This is a genomic window from Phenylobacterium koreense, assembly GCF_040545335.1.
GTDB classification, from domain to species: domain Bacteria; phylum Pseudomonadota; class Alphaproteobacteria; order Caulobacterales; family Caulobacteraceae; genus Phenylobacterium; species Phenylobacterium koreense.
Genome location: NZ_JBEPLU010000001.1, coordinates 787588 through 802670 on the forward strand (window position 1 = coordinate 787588; position 15083 = coordinate 802670).

Here is a 15083-nt window from a genome sequence, read left to right on the forward strand (position 1 = left end):
GATGAACCAGACCTTGTCGCCGGCCAGGGTCGCCCTGGTCGGCAATCCGAATTCCGGCAAGACCGCGCTTTTCAACGCCCTGACCGGCTCGCGCCAGAAGGTCGCCAACTACGCCGGGGTCACCGTCGAGCGGAAGGAAGGCGTCGTCGTCTCGCCCGCCGGGCGCAACCTCTTTGTCGTCGACCTGCCCGGCACCTATTCGCTGCGCGCCCGCAGCCCCGACGAAGCCGTCACCCGCGACGCCGTGCTCGGCCGCTTGGAGGGCGAGGTCCCGCCGGAGGTGGTGATCTGCGTCGCCGACGCCACCAACCTGCGCCTCGTCCTGCGCCTGGCCTTGGAGCTGAAGCAGGTCGGCCGGCCGATGGTGCTGGCGCTCAACATGTACGACATCGCCCAGCGCCAGGGCCTGCGCATCGACCTCGAAGGTCTCTCGCGCGAACTCGGCGCCCCGATCGTCACCACCGTCGCCACCCGCAAGCGGGGCATCGAGGACCTGCTCGCCCAGGTCGACGCCCTGGTCGCCGCCGGCCATCTCGCGGGCGAGAACACCTGGCGCGAGCCGAACGCGGCCGAGATCCGCCAGGCCCACTCCGAGGCCCAGCGCCTGGTGCGGACCTATGTGCGCCCGCCCGAGCACCCCGACACCTGGACAGGCCGCGTCGATGCGGTGCTGCTGCACCCGGTGGCGGGCCTGGCCATCCTGCTGGGCCTACTGTTCGTCATGTTCCAGGCGGTGTTCACCTGGGCGACCCCGGCCATGGACGCCATCGAGGCGGTCTTCACCTGGCTCGGCGGGTTCGTGGGGGCCTACGTCCCCAATCCCATGCTGCGCAGCCTGATCGCCGACGGCCTCATCGCCGGGGTCGGCAGCGTGCTGGTCTTCCTGCCGCAGATCCTGATCCTGTTCTTCTTCATCATCATGCTGGAGGACTTCGGGTACATGGCCCGGGCCGCCTTCCTGATGGATCGGATCATGGGCGGCGCAGGCCTGCACGGGCGCGCCTTCATTCCGCTGCTGTCGTCCTTCGCCTGCGCGATCCCGGGGATCATGGCCACGCGGGTCATCGACTCCAAGCGCGACCGGATCACCACCATCCTCGTGGCCCCCCTGATGACCTGCTCGGCTCGGATCCCGGTCTACACCCTGATCATCGGCGCCTTCATTCCCAACACCCGGGTCTGGGGCCTGTTCAACCTGCAGGGACTGGTGATGTTCGGGCTCTACGCCAGCGGCATCGTCAGCGCCCTGGTGGTCTCGTTCGTGGTCCGCCGCATATTCTGGCGCACGGCGGTGGAGCCGTTCCTGATGGAGCTGCCGACCTACAAGTTGCCCGATCCGATGAACGTCATCCGCAACCTGCTGTTGCGCGCAAAGATCTTCATCAACCGCGCCGGCCGCATCATCCTGCCGCTGATGGTCCTGATCTGGGTGCTGTCGACCTTCCCCTATCCGCCGGAAGGCGCCACCGGCCCGGCCATCGACTACAGCTTCGCCGGCATGATCGGCCATGCGATCCAGCCCGTGCTCGCGCCCATCGGCTTCAACTGGCAGATGTCCATCGCCCTGGTCCCCGGCATGGCGGCCCGCGAAGTCGCCGTCGCCACCCTGGGCACGGTCTATGCGGTTGGCGGAGCCGAGGAAAATGTCGGCGCCCTGGCCTCCACCCTGGCCAGCCACTGGTCGCTGGCGACCGGCCTCGCGTTCCTGGCTTGGTACGTCTTCGCGCCCCAGTGCGCCCCTACCCTGGGCGTGGTCAAGCGTGAGACCAACGGCTGGCTCTGGCCGACCGTGATGTTCAGCTACATGGTCACGCTGGCCTATCTCGCCGCCTTCATCGTCTACCACACGACCGTGGCCCTCGGAGGCGGCTAGAACAACCTAAAGCTGTCGTTAAGCAAACAACTTAACCCTCCGATAAACGCAGTGTCCCTACTTTTTGACCAAAGGGTAGGGGCAAGCATGAACCAGACTCAGACCAAGACTCGCGCGAAGGCGACCAAGCGGCCGACGACCGAACACCTCGTCGAACGTATCCGCGAGACTCTCCTGTACTTCGGCGGGGAGGCGCATCGGCGCGACGTCATCGTGAACGTCGCCCGCGACATCGGCGTCGACGTGAAGAATATCCCCGAGGAACTCGAGAACGCCGTCATCCTCTCCTTCGAGGAGACCTGGCGCGACGAGGCTCGCCGGGCGGCCTACGGCTTCCATCTGCGTTTCGGCGAAGGCTCCCACCGCTGGGGCCTCAAGCCCGCCACGGCCCACTAGCTTTCCGCGCCGGACAGCGCGCCGGCCGCGCCCTGAAGCCGGATCAGCAGCCGCTTGAGCTGCGCCACCTCGGCCGGGGCGAGTCCCGCGATCAGCGCCGCCTCATAAGCCAGGGCCAGGGGCGATATCTCCGCGTGCATCCGCTCCCCCTCGCGCGTCAGCGTCAGGACGTGGGAGCGGCCGTCCGCCTTGTTGCTGCTGCGCGCCGCCAGACGCCTGGCGACCAGTTCCCGCGCCGCCCGGCTGACCGTCACCTTGTCCATCACCGTCCGCGCGACGATCTCGCGCTGGGTCTTGCCGCCGTCCTCCGCCAACACGCAGATCAGCCGCCACTGAGGGATCGACAGGCCGAAGCGGTCTTCATAGGCCCTGGCGATCAGGCCGCTCACCGCGTTCGAGGCCACCGACAGCCGATAGGGCAGATAGGCGTCCAGTTTCAGCGCACCCGTCGTCTCGTCCGAAAGCGCGGCGGACTGGCTCATGGCCTCTTCCCTCCCTGGATCGCCTATCGGGTGCTTCTACCTCGGCGTCCCCTCGATGCCCGACCGGCGTCCCGTTTCGCGGCGCCGCCAGAGCTCACCGTTCCCCACTGACGGTGCGCGTCAGCCGCACACCCTGCTCGTAGGCTTCGGGAAAATAGACCACGACTTCGACGCAGATGTCGCCGCCGATCTCGCCGGCCCAGAGATAATTGCGCTCGAAGCACACATCGCGACCAGCCGGCGTATAGCCCTCATAGGTATCGCCCCAGGGCGTGCAGGCGGCCATGTCCCGCCGGCTGAGCGCGCAGGCGCGGTCCAGTTCCTCTTCGGCGGCTTCGGTCAGGTCGGCGGTCGGGTCGATTTGAGCCATCGCGCTAATTTAGGGCTCGTCCTTGTAGATGCCCACCGTCAGCGCCCGGCCGTCGGCCATGGCGGCGCGATACATGCCCGAAGTGTTGAAGCTCCAGGCGATCTGTCCGTCCGGCGCCACGGCGATGATCCCGCCGTCCCCGCCCATGGCGGTCAGCTTCTTCTGGACGACCTCGTCAGCCGCGGCCTGCAGGGTCATGCCCTTCAGCTCGACCAGCGAGCAAATGTCGCGCGCGACAGTCCGCCGGACGAAGAACTCGCCGGTTCCGGTCGCCGACACCGCGCAGGACTCGTTGGAGGCGTAGGTGCCCGCCCCGATGATCGGGGCGTCGCCCACCCGGCCCCAGCGTTTGCCGGTCGTGCCGCCGGTCGAGGTGCCCGCGGCCACGTTGCCGTGGCTGTCCAGCGCCACGACCCCGACGGTCCCCTTCTTGCCCTCGTCGTGGGCGAGGCCCTGGGCCGGATCCGGCGCGCCGCCGGTCGGCTTGGGCGGGATCGGCAGGTTGTTCGCCTTCAGGAAGTTCTCCAGGGCGACCCACCGGCGCTCGGTGAAGAAGTAGCTGGGATCGACCTGTTCCAGGCCCTGCGCCTTGGAGAAGGCGTCCGCGCCATCACCCATCAGCATGACGTGCGGCGACTTCTCCATCACCGCCCGCGCCAGCGAGATCGGGTGGCGGGTCCGCGTCACCCCGGCCACGGCGCCCGCCGCCAGGGTCTTGCCGTCCATGATCGAGGAGTCGAGCTCGTTGCGGCCTTCGGCCGTGAACACCGCCCCGCGGCCGGCGTTGAACAGCGGGTCGTCCTCCAGCAGGTGGATGGTCGCCTCGATGGCGTCCAGAGCCGTGCCACCCTCGCGCAGCACCTTGGCGCCCGCCTCCGTCACCCGCGTCATGGCCGAGCGATAGGCCTTTTCCTGCTCGGGCGTCAGGTCGCTGCGCTCGATCACCCCCGCGCCGCCATGCACCACGATGGCCCATTTGGGCGCAGCCAGGGCCGGCGAGCTCATGACCAGTCCGATCGCCGCGGCGAGTGCAAGGATACGCATCGTCCCTCCCCTTTGGGTTTGGCGAGCCCTTCCCTTGGCAGGCAGGGCGATCGCATATGAAAGCTCGTCCTTCTCCCGCAAGGGGAGAAGGGTGACTGACCGGCCCCACTCCATGAGCCAGATGCGATTCCCCTGCCTTGGCATGGGCGATGATCACGCTCGCAGCAGTTTCCGAACTCCAGCACTTGCCCGACCCGGCCGCCGGAGACAAGCGTCCCCACGCCTGCTAGCAAGGCGTGAACCTCAAGTCGGATCGCCATGCTTCGCAAACTCTACGCCTGGGCCATGGGGCTGGCCGGCTCGCGCCACGCCCCCGCCGGCCTGGCGGTCATTTCCTTCGCCGAAAGCTCGTTCTTCCCCATTCCGCCCGACGTGATGCTGGCGCCCATGGTGCTGGCGCGGCCAAACAAGGCCTTCGTCTACGCCGGCATCTGCACCGCCGCCTCGGTGCTCGGCGGCCTGCTCGGCTATGCGATCGGCTTCTATCTAGAGCCCGTCGGCATGTGGCTGCTGAGGCTGATCGGCCACCCCGACGGCAAGGCCGCCTTCGAGCGCTGGTTCGCCGACTGGGGCCTGTGGGTGATCCTCATCAAGGGCGCGACGCCCATCCCCTACAAGCTGGTGACGATCACCGCAGGCCTGGCCAAGTTCTCGCTCGTCACCTTCATCTGGGCCTCGATCCTGACCCGCGGGTTCCGCTTCTTTGTGGTCGCAGCGATCCTCAAATACTTCGGCCCGCGCATGCTGGAGGAATTCGAAAAGCGCATGGCGCTTTACGGCACGATCGGCGCGATCGCTCTGGTCGCCTTGATCGTTGCGTGGAAAATGCTCACCTGATCTCGACGGCGCAGCTTTTGAGTCCCGAATGAGCGCATTCCTGAGCCCCTTCCTGCAACGCTGGCGACTGACCGCCCTGGTCGTCTCCCTGCTGATGCTCGCCATCGCCCATGGGTTCGAGACCATCGGAGGCCTGGCCCCCTGCGCCCTCTGCCTGCGCGCGCGGGAGGTCTATTGGGTCGCCGCGGGCGTCGCCCTAGCCGGCATGTTCGTCGTGCGCATGCGCGGCGGCGACCGCTGGCGCGCGCCAATCGACGCCCTGCTGGCGCTGATCTTCGCCGCCGGCCTCGCCTTGGCGGTGTATCATGCGGGGGTGGAGTGGAAGTGGTGGCCCGGCCCCACGGCCTGCGCGGGCGGCGGCGGCACGGTCAGCACCGGCGCCATGACGGACCTGCTGGGCGGCGCCAAGATCAAGCCGCCGGCTTGCGACAAGGCCGCCTGGGTGTTCCTCGGCCTCTCGATGGCCGGATGGAACGCCATCGCCTCGCTGGGCCTGACCGTCCTCAGCCTGCTCGCCGTCGGTCACGAAAGAAGGAAGACGTCATGAGCCAGAAGCTCCCCCGTCCAGGCGTCGGCGCCATGAGCGGCCGCCTCGCCGAGATCCTGCGGGTCGACCACGCTGGCGAACTGGGCGCCGTGCACATCTATCGCGGCCAGCGCGCGGTGCTCGGCGCGGCCAGCGGCAAGCAGAAGATCACCGGCGAGCTCGAAGAGATGGAAGGCCACGAGGCCCTCCACCTCGACCGCTTCGACAAGCTGCTCAACCAGCATCAGGTCCGGCCAACGGCCATGGCCCCGTTCTGGCGCGTCGCCGGCTTCGCCCTGGGCGCCGGCACCGCCCTGCTCGGCGAGAAGGCCGCCCACGCCTGCACCGAGGCGGTCGAGGACGTCATCGAAAAGCACTATGCCGGCCAGATCGCCGAGCTGGAGAGCCGCGAGCCGGAGCTGGCCGCCGAACTCTCCAAGTTCCGCGACGAGGAGATCGGCCACCGCGACCACGCCCTGGCGGCCGGCGCCCGCGAGGCGCCCGGCTATCCGGTGCTCGCCGCGGTGATCCGCGCCGGCTGCCGCGCGGCCATCAAGATCAGCGAGAAGCTGTGACCGAGGACGAAATCCTCGCCCTTCGCCGGGGCGCGGATTCGCCGGTCCAGGCCTCGGCCCGGGACCTTGCGGCGGTGGCCGACGACCTCGCCGCCGCCTTCACCACCGATCCGGTGTTCAACTGGTTCCTGCGCGCCGACGCCCAGCACGACGCCGCCCGCCGCAAGCTCTTCGGCATGCTGACCGCCATCGGGCTGGCGGACGGCGAGATCTGGCGTCCGCCGGCCGGCGGCGCGGCCGCCATCTGGCTGCCCTCCGAGAGCCTCGACGTCCCGACGCCGCTTCTCCAGGAGCTGCGGACGCTTCCGCGCATCCTTTCGGTGACCGGCCTCTCACGGTTCTCGCGGATGTCGGCCCTGCGCGCCAAGATGGACGCGCGCCATCCGAAGTCGCCGCCGCACGCCTATCTCTGGTTCGTCGGCGTCCGGCCGGACGCGCAAGGCCTGGGCGTCGGCTCCCGCCTGCTGGCCCACGGCCTGGCCCGCATCGACGAGCAAGGCCTGCCCGCCTATCTGGAATCCTCCAGCCCGGCCAACGTGCCCCTCTACCGCCGGTACGGCTTCGAGGTGATCGAGGTGCTCAAGCCCACGCCCGACGCGCCGGAGATGTGGGCCATGTGGCGCGAGCCGCACGCCGGGGCGTGACCGCCCTCCTCCTCTATCTCGCTGCGATCAACCTTGCGGCCTTCGCGGCCATGGGATGGGACAAGGCCTGCGCCGTCCGCGGCGACCGGAGAATCAGTGAACGGACGCTCCTTTCCCTGGCGGCGGCCGGCGGGGCCTTCGGCGCCGTCGCGGCCCAGCAGGCCTTTCGGCACAAGACCCGAAAACAACCTTTTGGCGCATATCTATCTGCCGTCACCATCCTGGAGGCGAGCGCTCTGGTTCTGCTGACCATACGCGCCTGACCTTCTGCGGGCGGTTTCGCAATTCCACAACCTGATCGTCACCGCTCCGTCGTATGGCGTTCCTACTGCTCCCCCACTTTCACCTGGGGATGCAGATGTATTTTGTTCGGTATGCGGCCGGTTGCGCCGCGCTTCTCTTCGCCACCACGGCCCTGACCGCGCCGGCCTTCGCCGCCGAAGCCGACGCTGGCGCCGTCGACGAACTGGTCGTCACCGGCCAGCGCGAAGCCCAGCGCGCGGCCATCGCAGTCAAGCGCGAGGAGTTCGTCGTCGCCGACGTGGTTTCCGCCGACGACATCGGCAAGCTGCCCGACCACAACACCGCCGCCGCCTTGCGCCGCATCCCCGGCATCTCGGTCATGGAAGACCAGGGCGAGCCGCGCTTCCCGGTCATCCGCGGCCTGCGCTCGACCTACAACCGCACCACCATCGACGGCGCCCTGGTCGCCTCGGTCGACGAAAGCGGACGCACCGTGCCGATGGACATCGTCCCCTCGGTGATGGCCGGCCGCCTGGAAGTCATCAAGACCGTCACGCCGGAGAACGACGGCAACGCCATCGGCGGCGTCATCAACGTCACCACCCGCAGCGCCTTCGACGCCGCCCGCCCGTTCTTCAACGGCATGGCCTCCTATGGCATGTACGAGCGCAGCGGCGATGTCCGCAACGACAAGCCGTCCTATCGCCTGGCCTTCGCCACCGGCCGCACCTTCGGCGACCAGGACCAGTGGGGCGTGGTCGTCGGCGCCTCGCACGAACAGCTCGACTACGACATCCCGCAGGTCGAGTCCCAGGACCCGTCGGTGCGCGAATACACCGACGCGGGCGCGCCCGTGGCCTCCGGCGCGCCGATCGGCAACGGCATCCAGGTCCCGACCTACAACCGCCTGTTCTGGTACAACAACACCAAGCAGCGCAGCGGCGTGAACGCCAAGATCGAGTACCGCCCCAGCGACACCTTCCGCTGGGAGGCCTCCGGCCTCTTCGCCCGCATGGAAGACGACGAGGAACGGATCGAGTACCGCCTGGAGCCGCTCGGCAACGTCTCGGCCCAGACCCCGACCAGCGGCCACTTCGAGCGCGGCCGCGCCGTGGTCCAGCTCAACCAGCCGATCACCAAGCGCGAGATCGGCCTGGCCCGCACCGAGTTCGAGTGGGACTTCGCCCCGCAGTGGACCTTCTCCGGCGACCTCGTCTACTCGCAGGCCGCGCTGGAAGTCCCGAACCACTCGGTGGAGTTCCGCACCGTCGACGCCAACGCCGCCAACTACGCGTTCAACTACGACACCACCGAGCCGCTGTTCCCGATCTTCACGCCGGTGAACCAGGCGGCCGCCCGCGACCCCAACAACTTCACCAACCTGCAGCACCGCGACTCGCTGACCGAGACCGACGAGAAGACCGGCCAGGCGCGCTTCGACCTCGCCTTCGACGACGGCGCGGCGGACCGTAACCTCAAGGCCAAGTTCGGCGGCCTGCTGCGCTCGACCAAGCGCGAGTACGACTCCACCCAGTTCACCTACAAGGCCGGGCCGGGCTTCAACTACACCCTGGCCGAGGTCGACAAGGCCGGCCCGAGCGAGCTGATCGCCGGCCGCTACCTGCTGACGCCGCGCATCGACGCCGACGTGGCCATGGACTTCTTCAACGCCAACCGCAGCCGTTTCGTCACCACCGTCGCCGCGCCGACCGGCGACTACGAGGTGAAGGAAGACGTCTATGCCGCCTACGCCCAGGCCAGCTACACCTGGGGCGACTTCACGCTGCTGGGGGGCCTTCGCTACGAGCGCACCGAGGTGGACTCCGACGCCATCCGCAGCGCCGACGGCGTGCTGACTCCGGTCAGCAACTCCGGCTCCTACGACAACTGGCTGCCCAGCCTGCACCTGCAGTGGAAGCCGATGGAGAACCTGATCGTCCACGCGGCCTGGACCAACACCATCGGCCGGCCCGACTACGGCGACCTCGCGGCGACCGAATCGGTCAACTTCGACGGCAGCCAGGCCACCATCTCCCGGGGCAATCCGGGCCTGAAGGCCCGCGAGAGCGAAGGCTTCGACCTCTCGGTGGAATACTATCCGGCCGACGGCATGATCTCGCTGGCGGTGTTCACCAAGGACATCAAAAACGAGATCTTTGACCTCTCGTCCACCGAGACCCTCGACCTCGGCCGCGGCCCCGAAAGCATCATCGTCTCCACGCCGCGCAACGCCGAGTCGGCCAAGATCAATGGCGTCGAGTTCGCCGTGCAGCAGGCCTTCACCTTCCTGCCCGAGCCCTTCGACGGCTTCGGCTTCAACGGCAACATCACCTGGCTGGACACCGAGTTCACCTTCCTGACCTCGGCCGGCCCGCGGGTCACCGGCCTCTTCCAGCAGCCCGAGATCACCACCAACGAGTCGATCTACTACCAGCGCGGGCCGTTCGAGGCCCGAGTCTCGCACAACTACATCGGCGGCCAGCTCGAGACGATCAACGACGCCAACCCGAACTCCGACCAGTACTGGAAGGGCCGGCACCTGTTCGACGCCAGCCTGTCGTGGCGCTTCAACGATCACATCACCGTCTTCGCCGAGGGCCAGAACCTCTCCAACACCGGCCGCCAGGAAGTCACTGGCCCGGGTCGCCGCTACCTGCAGGAATGGGCCAACTACGGCCGCACCTACTGGATCGGCGCGGCCGTCAACTTCTAAGGGGCACGGATGATGATGATGATCAGGTCATTGGTCCTGGCCGGGGCGCTCGCCGCCTCGGCCGCCTCGGCGCAGGAGGCCGCGCCTCCCGCCGCGGCGACCATTCCGCCCTCCCGCGACGCCGAGGTCGTCGGCCGCTTCCAGGCGCCCGAGGCCAGCCAAGGCGTCGCCGTCGATCGCGACCACGTCTATGCGGTCTCCAACTCGGTCATCGCCAAGTACGACAAGAAGACCGGCGCCAAGGTGGCCGAATGGAAGGGCGACCGCGCCCGTTATCCGCACATCAACTCCTGCGCAGTGATCGGCAAGGAACTGGTCTGCGCCAGCTCCAACTTCCCCTCCACCCCCCACTCCAGCGCCGTGGAGTTCTTCAACCCGGCGACCATGACCCACCTGCGCACCGTGGCGCTTGGCCCGGGCCGCGGCTCGGTGACCTGGATCGACCGCAAGGACGGCGCCTGGTGGGTGACCTTCGCCAACTATGACGGCAAGGGCGGCGAGGCGCCTCGCGACCACCGCAGCACCGTCCTCGTCCGCTTCGACGACGAGTGGCGCCAGACTCAGAGCTGGAGCTTCCCGCCCTCAGTGCTCGAACGCTTCAAGCCCATGAGCTCCTCGGGCGGCGGCTGGGGGCCGGACGGCAAGCTCTACATCACCGGCCACGACCACCCCGAGCTCTACGTCCTGGCCCTGCCCACGCAGGGCGGCGCGGTGCTCGACCACCTAGACACGATCGGCGTCCCGATCCAGGGCCAGGCTATCGACTGGGACGAAAGCCAGCCCGGCGTTCTCTACGGGATCAGCCGTCCCAATCGCGAAGTCCTCGCCCTTCGCGTCCTGCCGGCGAAAGCCGCCCGCTGATCTTGCAGAAGCCTCCGCCGGCCCTCCCAGCGGAGGCTTCTTTCCTTCCGTGAGCCTGCCAAGCCCAGATCAGTAGCCGGCCGGCGCAGCCGGATTCGGCGGGGTCGTCGCCGTCGCGGGCGGCGCCGTGCTCTCGGTATCCAGCCGCGTGCCTGCGGTTTCCTGACCGCGGCTCAGGACCGCCACCGCCAGGATGATCAGGGCGGCGATCACCAGCCACATCACGGCCAGGCGTCCGGCCGGCCTGGAATTGAGGCTGGGGCCGCGGCCGGTGGCGCGGCCGTCGTCGACCCCGGGAGCGGAATCGGCGGCGTTGGTGTGGGTGCGCCTTGGATTGACCATGAGGAACCTCCTCGAACTGACAGGAGGCGAACCGCCCGCAGCGGGGGAAGTTCCGGCGCCGCGCCTTCGCGCCGGGCTCGAGGCGTCCTATACCGCTGTCAGAGATTCCCGCGCCCAGGATCGCCCATGCAGTTCTTCGTGCCCAACACCACCAGCCCCCGGCAGGCCGAGGAGGTCTACGCCTCGGTGCGTCGTTTCCTGGCGGACAACGGCTGGCCGACCGCCGACGAGCGCTACGAGAGCCTCTCCTTCCAGCACGACGGCAAGACCTACGTGCTGAACGTGGGCCAGCGCCACTACGAGCTGCCCGAACCGGTGATGCTGATCCTGCGGGCCGAGGGCGCGCAGAACTACTATGTCTGCACGCCCAACCGCGGAACCGTCCGCGGCGCGCCCTATCTCATCGGCGACGAGGCGCAGGCCAAGATCGCCGTGGCCTTCTCCGCGGCCTAGCCGGCGGCGGGGACGGCCTTGGACCGCCGGCGGATCGCCGTCCCGGCCAGGGCGAAGCCGCTCATCAGCAGCGCCCAGCTCGCGGGCTCGGGAACCGGCGAGGTGATCGGCCCCGGCGGCGGCGCAGCGACGACCGCCAGGTTGTCGAACTCGAACGAGTCCCCCGACGAGCCGAACACCACCGAATTCACGACCTTGTCGAAGGCGTAGGTCATGTAGCGGCCGATGGACTGGTCGCCGTTGAAGGCGCCGGCCGCCAACTGGATCCCGTTCAGGCTCTCGGAGGTTCCGTCCAGGTAGTTGAAGCGGATGGAGTTGTAGCTGTCGGGCGATCCCATGAAGACGCTCAAGGACATGATGCCGGGCGTCGTCAGGGTCATGGTCCCGCCGCCCCGCACGGCGGCGTAGGAGCCGGTGGCGCCCGGCGGCGGTGCGGCCGTCGAGGTCGTGCCGGCGGCCACGCTGCGCAGGCCCGAGCCCGCCGAGAACGCGACCGAGTAGTCGGCGTCCTGCACGTCGTCGAAATTCCAGACCAGCGTCTTGCCGGCGAGCGGGCCCGCATCGGCGGAGCTGAACGAAACGATGACTGCGCCCTCAGCAGCCTCCGCGCCGCAGAACAACATGGCGGTGGCCAGAACCGCCGCGCTCGTTGCGTGCTTCATGAACTCCTCCTGCTTCCCGACGCCCGAGCCGAGACGGGGCGCCCACTTGTTCTCGTTGGTACGCGAACTCCCCAGCCCTCACCCCATCGGCGCGCAGGCAGGACGACGGACAGGCCCCAGCCGCCTGACCGCCAACACACCATTAACTCGCCGTTAAGAATAATCGTTCCCCAACTCGCCTATTGAGGGAAATTGTGCAGAAGCAGCGTCCCCTCACCCCCTCCAAGGCGAGTTGCGGATCACCTGGCAGAAGTTCCCGCGGTGGAAGTGCGGTTCCTTGTCGGCAAGGACATCGGCGTTGACGTTGCCGAAGGTCGTTTCCGGCCTGTGGCTGTTGCCGTCGTAGAAGGCCTGGATGATGTCTTCCTTGAACGTCGGCGTGCGCGGGAATCCCGCAACGACGGCGGCCCGCTCGGCGTCGGAATAGCCCGAATAGGCAAGGCCCAGCACGTCCATCTCGACGCCCGCGGTCACCAGCGCCACCACCGGATGCATGTGGACGGGCACCCCCGGCGTGGTGTGCAACGCGATCGCCGTCCAGACGGTGTAGGCGTCGGCCTCCGACACGCCGTGGCTGCGCAGGAAGTCCCGCGCGGCGTGGGCGCCGTCCACCTCGAACCGTTCGCCATGACTCGAATGGCTCGGCATCAGCCCGACGTCGTGGAACATCGCGCCGGCATAGAGCAGTTCCGGATCGAAGCTCAGCCCGCGGCGCACCCCTACCAGCGCGCCGAACTGGAACACGCGGCTGGAGTGGTTGAACAGCAGCTCGGTTTCGGTATCGCGGATGAACTCGGTGATCGCACGCGCGAGCTTGCTGTCGGGGATCGCCGCGGCGGGATGGATCGTCGGCACGGTAGGCCTCCTTGAATGACGAGGAGGCGATCGTATCGCCGGATGGCGTGGCGCTTTCCGGCGCATTCCTGCTAATCCTGCCAAACCACCTCGAAAATGGCCGCAGATCCATGAGAACACGCCGCATCGGGATATTCGCCGTCCAGGGCGTCCAACTGCTGGACGTGTCCGGACCGGCCGACGTCTTCGCCGAGGCGAACATCCAGGCCGGTCGGCCCGCGTATGAAATCCTCGTCCTCGGCGCAGCCCCCGGCATGGTTCGCGCCTCTTCAGGCATGCGCCTCGCCGTAGACGGCGTCCTGGGCAGGGACCACCCCAGCCTGGACACCTTGCTGGTCGCCGGGGCCCCGCACCTTCATCTCCTGCCGCGCGACGAGCAGTTGTTCCAGCGGTTGCGAGAGGCCGCCGGTCAGGCAAGGCGCTACGGCTCGGTCTGCACCGGCGCCTTCCTGCTGGCCGAGGCCGGGCTGTTGTCGGGGCGGCGCGTCACGACCCACTGGGCGCTGGCGGGCCGGTTGGCCGAGGCCTTTCCCGACCTGATCCTGGACGCCAACGCCATTCATGTCCGCGACGGGAAGGTGCGCACGGCCGCCGGCGTCACCGCTGGTCTCGACCTGGCGCTGGCCCTGGTGGAGGAGGATCTCGGCCCGGAACTCGCGCGCGACGTCGCCAGCCAGCTCGTCATGTACTTCCGCAGGCCGGGCGGCCAGCTTCAATATAGCCGCGGACGGCAGGCCAGGCCCGCCGGGCGCTCCGCCCTGCAGCAGGTCCAGCGGTGGGTCGCCGCCCACCCGGGCGACGACCACAGCATCGCCGAACTGGCCGCCCGCGCCGGCATGAGCCCACGCCACTTCGCCCGCCTGTTCCGTGATGAGGTCGGAGACACCCCGTCCGCCTGGGTCGAGGGCGTCAGGATCGATGCGGCCCGCGGCCTGCTCGAACAGGGACAGCCGCCGAAACTGGCTGGAGCCCGATGCGGCTTCGCCAGCGTCGAGACCTTCCGCCGGGCCTTCGAGCGCCGCGTCGGGGTGTCCCCGGCCGCATACCGCCGCCAGCACGCGGCCGGCTAGCTTCGGCGTCAGCGCCCTCTACGCCTCCAGCTCGATGTCCCAGTACAGGTAGTCGAGCCAGCTCTTGTGCAGGTGGTGCGGGGGGAACTTGCGGCCGCGCTCCTGCAGCTCGAAGGCCGTGGGCCGGGAGGGCGCCAGGAAGGGGTGCATGTGAGCTTCGGCCGGAGTGCGTCCGCCCTTCATCAGGTTGCAGCGGGCGCAGGCGGTGACGATGTTTTCCCAGGTCGTGCGCCCTCCCCGCGAGCGCGGCACCACATGGTCGAACGTCAGGTCGTCCGGCGCCGAGCAATACTGGCAGAGGAAGGAATCCCGCAGGAACAGATTGAAGCGGGTGAAGGCCGGCGGCCGGTCCTGCGGCACGTAGTGCTTGAGCGAAACCACGCTCGGCAGGCGCATCGTGAAGGAGGGGGAGTGGACTTCCTGGTCGTAGGTCGAAACCACATCCACACGGTCCAGGAACACCGCCTTGATCACCTCCTGCCATGGCCAGAGGGACAGCGGATAATAGCTGAGCGGCCGGAAGTCGGCGTTCAGCACGAGACAAGGCCAGCCGGACGGCGGGTGGTTAAGCACCTGCATGGCCGGACCCTTCCGGAAGCCCTTCGGCTTCTATGTCGTACGCGTAGAGACTGAAGACAGGCCCCCTTTCGCGATCCGAGCGTTCCGGCGAATCGCCGCTGGCGGCGGGTTCCCGAAACTCCGGAAATTATAAGCGAGATTTCAAGACAGGACTATGAAATGCGCTCGCGGCTTCGTCCCGGCGGGGCTGACGCGGGACGAAGCCGCCTGCTGGGCCATCAGACGCCGACCGCAGCGGTCGCGCCGGCCAGGCTCAGGCTGATGAGAACGAAGGCAACGCTGACGGTGGTGTCGAAGATGCGGCCGAGATTGGTCAGAACGGTCATCGGGAAACTCCCTTGCTTCTGCTTGAGGCCCTCCGGCGGCTGGCCTCGTCCATCTGGACGATGTTTAGATAGGCCTGAATCTGAGCGATGTACAGATTAATTTTACAACGTAAGTTATTCGGAAATGCATGCCCCTGTTCCCTGGCCTGGCTCCAGCGCCGGCGCCCGCGCGGCCTTGGGCCTGAGGAGCGGCCGAAACGCTCGCCCGCCAATTGGGTTGTATAGGGCGCCG

Annotated in this window: 17 protein-coding genes and 1 pseudogene; 11 read left to right on the plus strand and 7 right to left on the minus strand. The window is 68.2% G+C overall.

What is annotated here, in order from left to right; translation table 11 throughout:
• Position 1 precedes the first annotated feature (1 nt).
• Positions 2–1873 (plus strand): ferrous iron transporter B, encoded by a 1872-nt coding sequence (gene feoB / locus ABID41_RS03855; protein WP_331929648.1) that lies wholly within the window; start codon positions 2–4, stop codon positions 1871–1873.
• A gap of 87 nt (positions 1874–1960) precedes the next feature.
• Complete coding sequence (locus tag ABID41_RS03860; protein WP_331929646.1) at positions 1961–2269, plus strand: hypothetical protein; 309 nt, start codon at positions 1961–1963, stop codon at positions 2267–2269.
• On the opposite strand, the gene ABID41_RS03865 is transcribed toward ABID41_RS03860, so the two are convergent.
• From ABID41_RS03865 to ABID41_RS03875, 3 genes are all read right to left on the minus strand, one after another.
• Positions 2266–2751, minus strand: coding sequence for a MarR family winged helix-turn-helix transcriptional regulator (locus tag ABID41_RS03865; protein WP_331929644.1), 486 nt, complete (start codon positions 2749–2751; stop codon positions 2266–2268). The genes ABID41_RS03860 and ABID41_RS03865 overlap by 4 nt on opposite strands.
• A gap of 94 nt (positions 2752–2845) precedes the next feature.
• Complete coding sequence (locus ABID41_RS03870; RefSeq protein ID WP_331929642.1) at positions 2846–3121, minus strand: hypothetical protein; 276 nt, start codon at positions 3119–3121, stop codon at positions 2846–2848.
• Between the two features lie 9 nt (positions 3122–3130).
• The gene (locus ABID41_RS03875; protein WP_331929640.1) at positions 3131–4165 is read right to left on the minus strand and encodes an isoaspartyl peptidase/L-asparaginase family protein; all 1035 of its coding nucleotides are present in this window, start codon (positions 4163–4165) and stop codon (positions 3131–3133) included.
• Between the two features lie 258 nt (positions 4166–4423).
• On the opposite strand from ABID41_RS03875, the gene ABID41_RS03880 reads away from it, so the two are divergent.
• From ABID41_RS03880 to ABID41_RS03910, 7 genes and pseudogenes are all read left to right on the plus strand, one after another.
• Positions 4424–5002, plus strand: a complete 579-nt coding sequence (locus tag ABID41_RS03880; RefSeq protein ID WP_331929638.1) for a YqaA family protein — start codon at positions 4424–4426, stop codon at positions 5000–5002.
• A gap of 28 nt (positions 5003–5030) precedes the next feature.
• Positions 5031–5549, plus strand: a complete 519-nt coding sequence (locus tag ABID41_RS03885) for a disulfide bond formation protein B (protein ID WP_331929636.1) — start codon at positions 5031–5033, stop codon at positions 5547–5549.
• Complete coding sequence (locus ABID41_RS03890) at positions 5546–6103, plus strand: demethoxyubiquinone hydroxylase family protein (protein ID WP_354297199.1); 558 nt, start codon at positions 5546–5548, stop codon at positions 6101–6103. The genes ABID41_RS03885 and ABID41_RS03890 overlap by 4 nt, the downstream gene beginning before the upstream one ends.
• Positions 6100–6747, plus strand: a complete 648-nt coding sequence (locus ABID41_RS03895; protein WP_354297200.1) for a GNAT family N-acetyltransferase — start codon at positions 6100–6102, stop codon at positions 6745–6747. The genes ABID41_RS03890 and ABID41_RS03895 overlap by 4 nt, the downstream gene beginning before the upstream one ends.
• Entirely contained in the window at positions 6744–7010 is a 267-nt protein-coding gene (locus ABID41_RS03900) for a DUF1294 domain-containing protein (protein WP_331931993.1), read from the plus strand. The genes ABID41_RS03895 and ABID41_RS03900 overlap by 4 nt, the downstream gene beginning before the upstream one ends.
• Before the next feature lie 134 nt (positions 7011–7144).
• Positions 7145–9703, plus strand: a pseudogene (locus ABID41_RS03905) (TonB-dependent receptor); the annotation flags it as partial.
• An 18-nt stretch (positions 9704–9721) separates the two neighbouring features.
• The gene (locus ABID41_RS03910) at positions 9722–10564 is read left to right on the plus strand and encodes a hypothetical protein (protein WP_354297201.1); all 843 of its coding nucleotides are present in this window, start codon (positions 9722–9724) and stop codon (positions 10562–10564) included.
• A 69-nt stretch (positions 10565–10633) separates the two neighbouring features.
• On the opposite strand, the gene ABID41_RS03915 is transcribed toward ABID41_RS03910, so the two are convergent.
• A complete protein-coding gene (locus ABID41_RS03915) occupies positions 10634–10906 on the minus strand; it encodes a hypothetical protein (RefSeq protein WP_331931922.1) in 273 nt (90 codons plus the stop codon).
• A gap of 126 nt (positions 10907–11032) precedes the next feature.
• Between ABID41_RS03915 and ABID41_RS03920 the strand changes: the two genes are divergently transcribed.
• Positions 11033–11359, plus strand: coding sequence for a hypothetical protein (locus ABID41_RS03920; protein ID WP_331931921.1), 327 nt, complete (start codon positions 11033–11035; stop codon positions 11357–11359).
• Here the strand turns inward: ABID41_RS03920 and ABID41_RS03925 are convergent.
• Positions 11356–12021, minus strand: a complete 666-nt coding sequence (locus ABID41_RS03925) for a PEPxxWA-CTERM sorting domain-containing protein (RefSeq protein ID WP_354297202.1) — start codon at positions 12019–12021, stop codon at positions 11356–11358. The two genes, ABID41_RS03920 and ABID41_RS03925, sit on opposite strands and share 4 nt — an antisense overlap.
• A 213-nt stretch (positions 12022–12234) precedes the next feature.
• Positions 12235–12876 (minus strand): HD domain-containing protein, encoded by a 642-nt coding sequence (locus tag ABID41_RS03930; protein ID WP_331931680.1) that lies wholly within the window; start codon positions 12874–12876, stop codon positions 12235–12237.
• A 110-nt stretch (positions 12877–12986) separates the two neighbouring features.
• Here ABID41_RS03930 and ABID41_RS03935 point away from each other — a divergent pair, with 110 nt between their 5' ends.
• Positions 12987–13946, plus strand: a complete 960-nt coding sequence (locus ABID41_RS03935) for a GlxA family transcriptional regulator (protein ID WP_331931681.1) — start codon at positions 12987–12989, stop codon at positions 13944–13946.
• Between the two features lie 18 nt (positions 13947–13964).
• Here ABID41_RS03935 and ABID41_RS03940 read toward each other — a convergent pair whose 3' ends face one another.
• On the minus strand, positions 13965–14525 hold the full coding sequence (locus ABID41_RS03940) for an HNH endonuclease (RefSeq protein WP_331931682.1): 561 nt from the start codon (positions 14523–14525) through the stop codon (positions 13965–13967).
• Positions 14526–15083 lie beyond the last annotated feature (558 nt).

Bases quoted from the DNA above. Each gene is read 5' to 3' on its own strand.
- ABID41_RS03925 (WP_354297202.1), bottom strand. From the start codon at position 12,021: ATGAAGCACGCAACGAGCGCGGCGGTTCTGGCCACCGCCATGTTGTTC.
- ABID41_RS03915 (WP_331931922.1), bottom strand. From the start codon at position 10,906: ATGGTCAATCCAAGGCGCACCCACACCAACGCCGCCGATTCCGCTCCC.
- ABID41_RS03940 (WP_331931682.1), bottom strand. From the start codon at position 14,525: ATGCAGGTGCTTAACCACCCGCCGTCCGGCTGGCCTTGTCTCGTGCTG.
- ABID41_RS03910 (WP_354297201.1), top strand. From the start codon at position 9,722: ATGATCAGGTCATTGGTCCTGGCCGGGGCGCTCGCCGCCTCGGCCGCC.
- ABID41_RS03885 (WP_331929636.1), top strand. From the start codon at position 5,031: ATGAGCGCATTCCTGAGCCCCTTCCTGCAACGCTGGCGACTGACCGCC.
- ABID41_RS03860 (WP_331929646.1), top strand. From the start codon at position 1,961: ATGAACCAGACTCAGACCAAGACTCGCGCGAAGGCGACCAAGCGGCCG.
- ABID41_RS03890 (WP_354297199.1), top strand. From the start codon at position 5,546: ATGAGCCAGAAGCTCCCCCGTCCAGGCGTCGGCGCCATGAGCGGCCGC.
- ABID41_RS03865 (WP_331929644.1), bottom strand. From the start codon at position 2,751: ATGAGCCAGTCCGCCGCGCTTTCGGACGAGACGACGGGTGCGCTGAAA.
- ABID41_RS03920 (WP_331931921.1), top strand. From the start codon at position 11,033: ATGCAGTTCTTCGTGCCCAACACCACCAGCCCCCGGCAGGCCGAGGAG.
- ABID41_RS03935 (WP_331931681.1), top strand. From the start codon at position 12,987: ATGAGAACACGCCGCATCGGGATATTCGCCGTCCAGGGCGTCCAACTG.
- ABID41_RS03875 (WP_331929640.1), bottom strand. From the start codon at position 4,165: ATGCGTATCCTTGCACTCGCCGCGGCGATCGGACTGGTCATGAGCTCG.
- ABID41_RS03870 (WP_331929642.1), bottom strand. From the start codon at position 3,121: ATGGCTCAAATCGACCCGACCGCCGACCTGACCGAAGCCGCCGAAGAG.
- ABID41_RS03880 (WP_331929638.1), top strand. From the start codon at position 4,424: ATGCTTCGCAAACTCTACGCCTGGGCCATGGGGCTGGCCGGCTCGCGC.
- feoB (WP_331929648.1), top strand. From the start codon at position 2: ATGAACCAGACCTTGTCGCCGGCCAGGGTCGCCCTGGTCGGCAATCCG.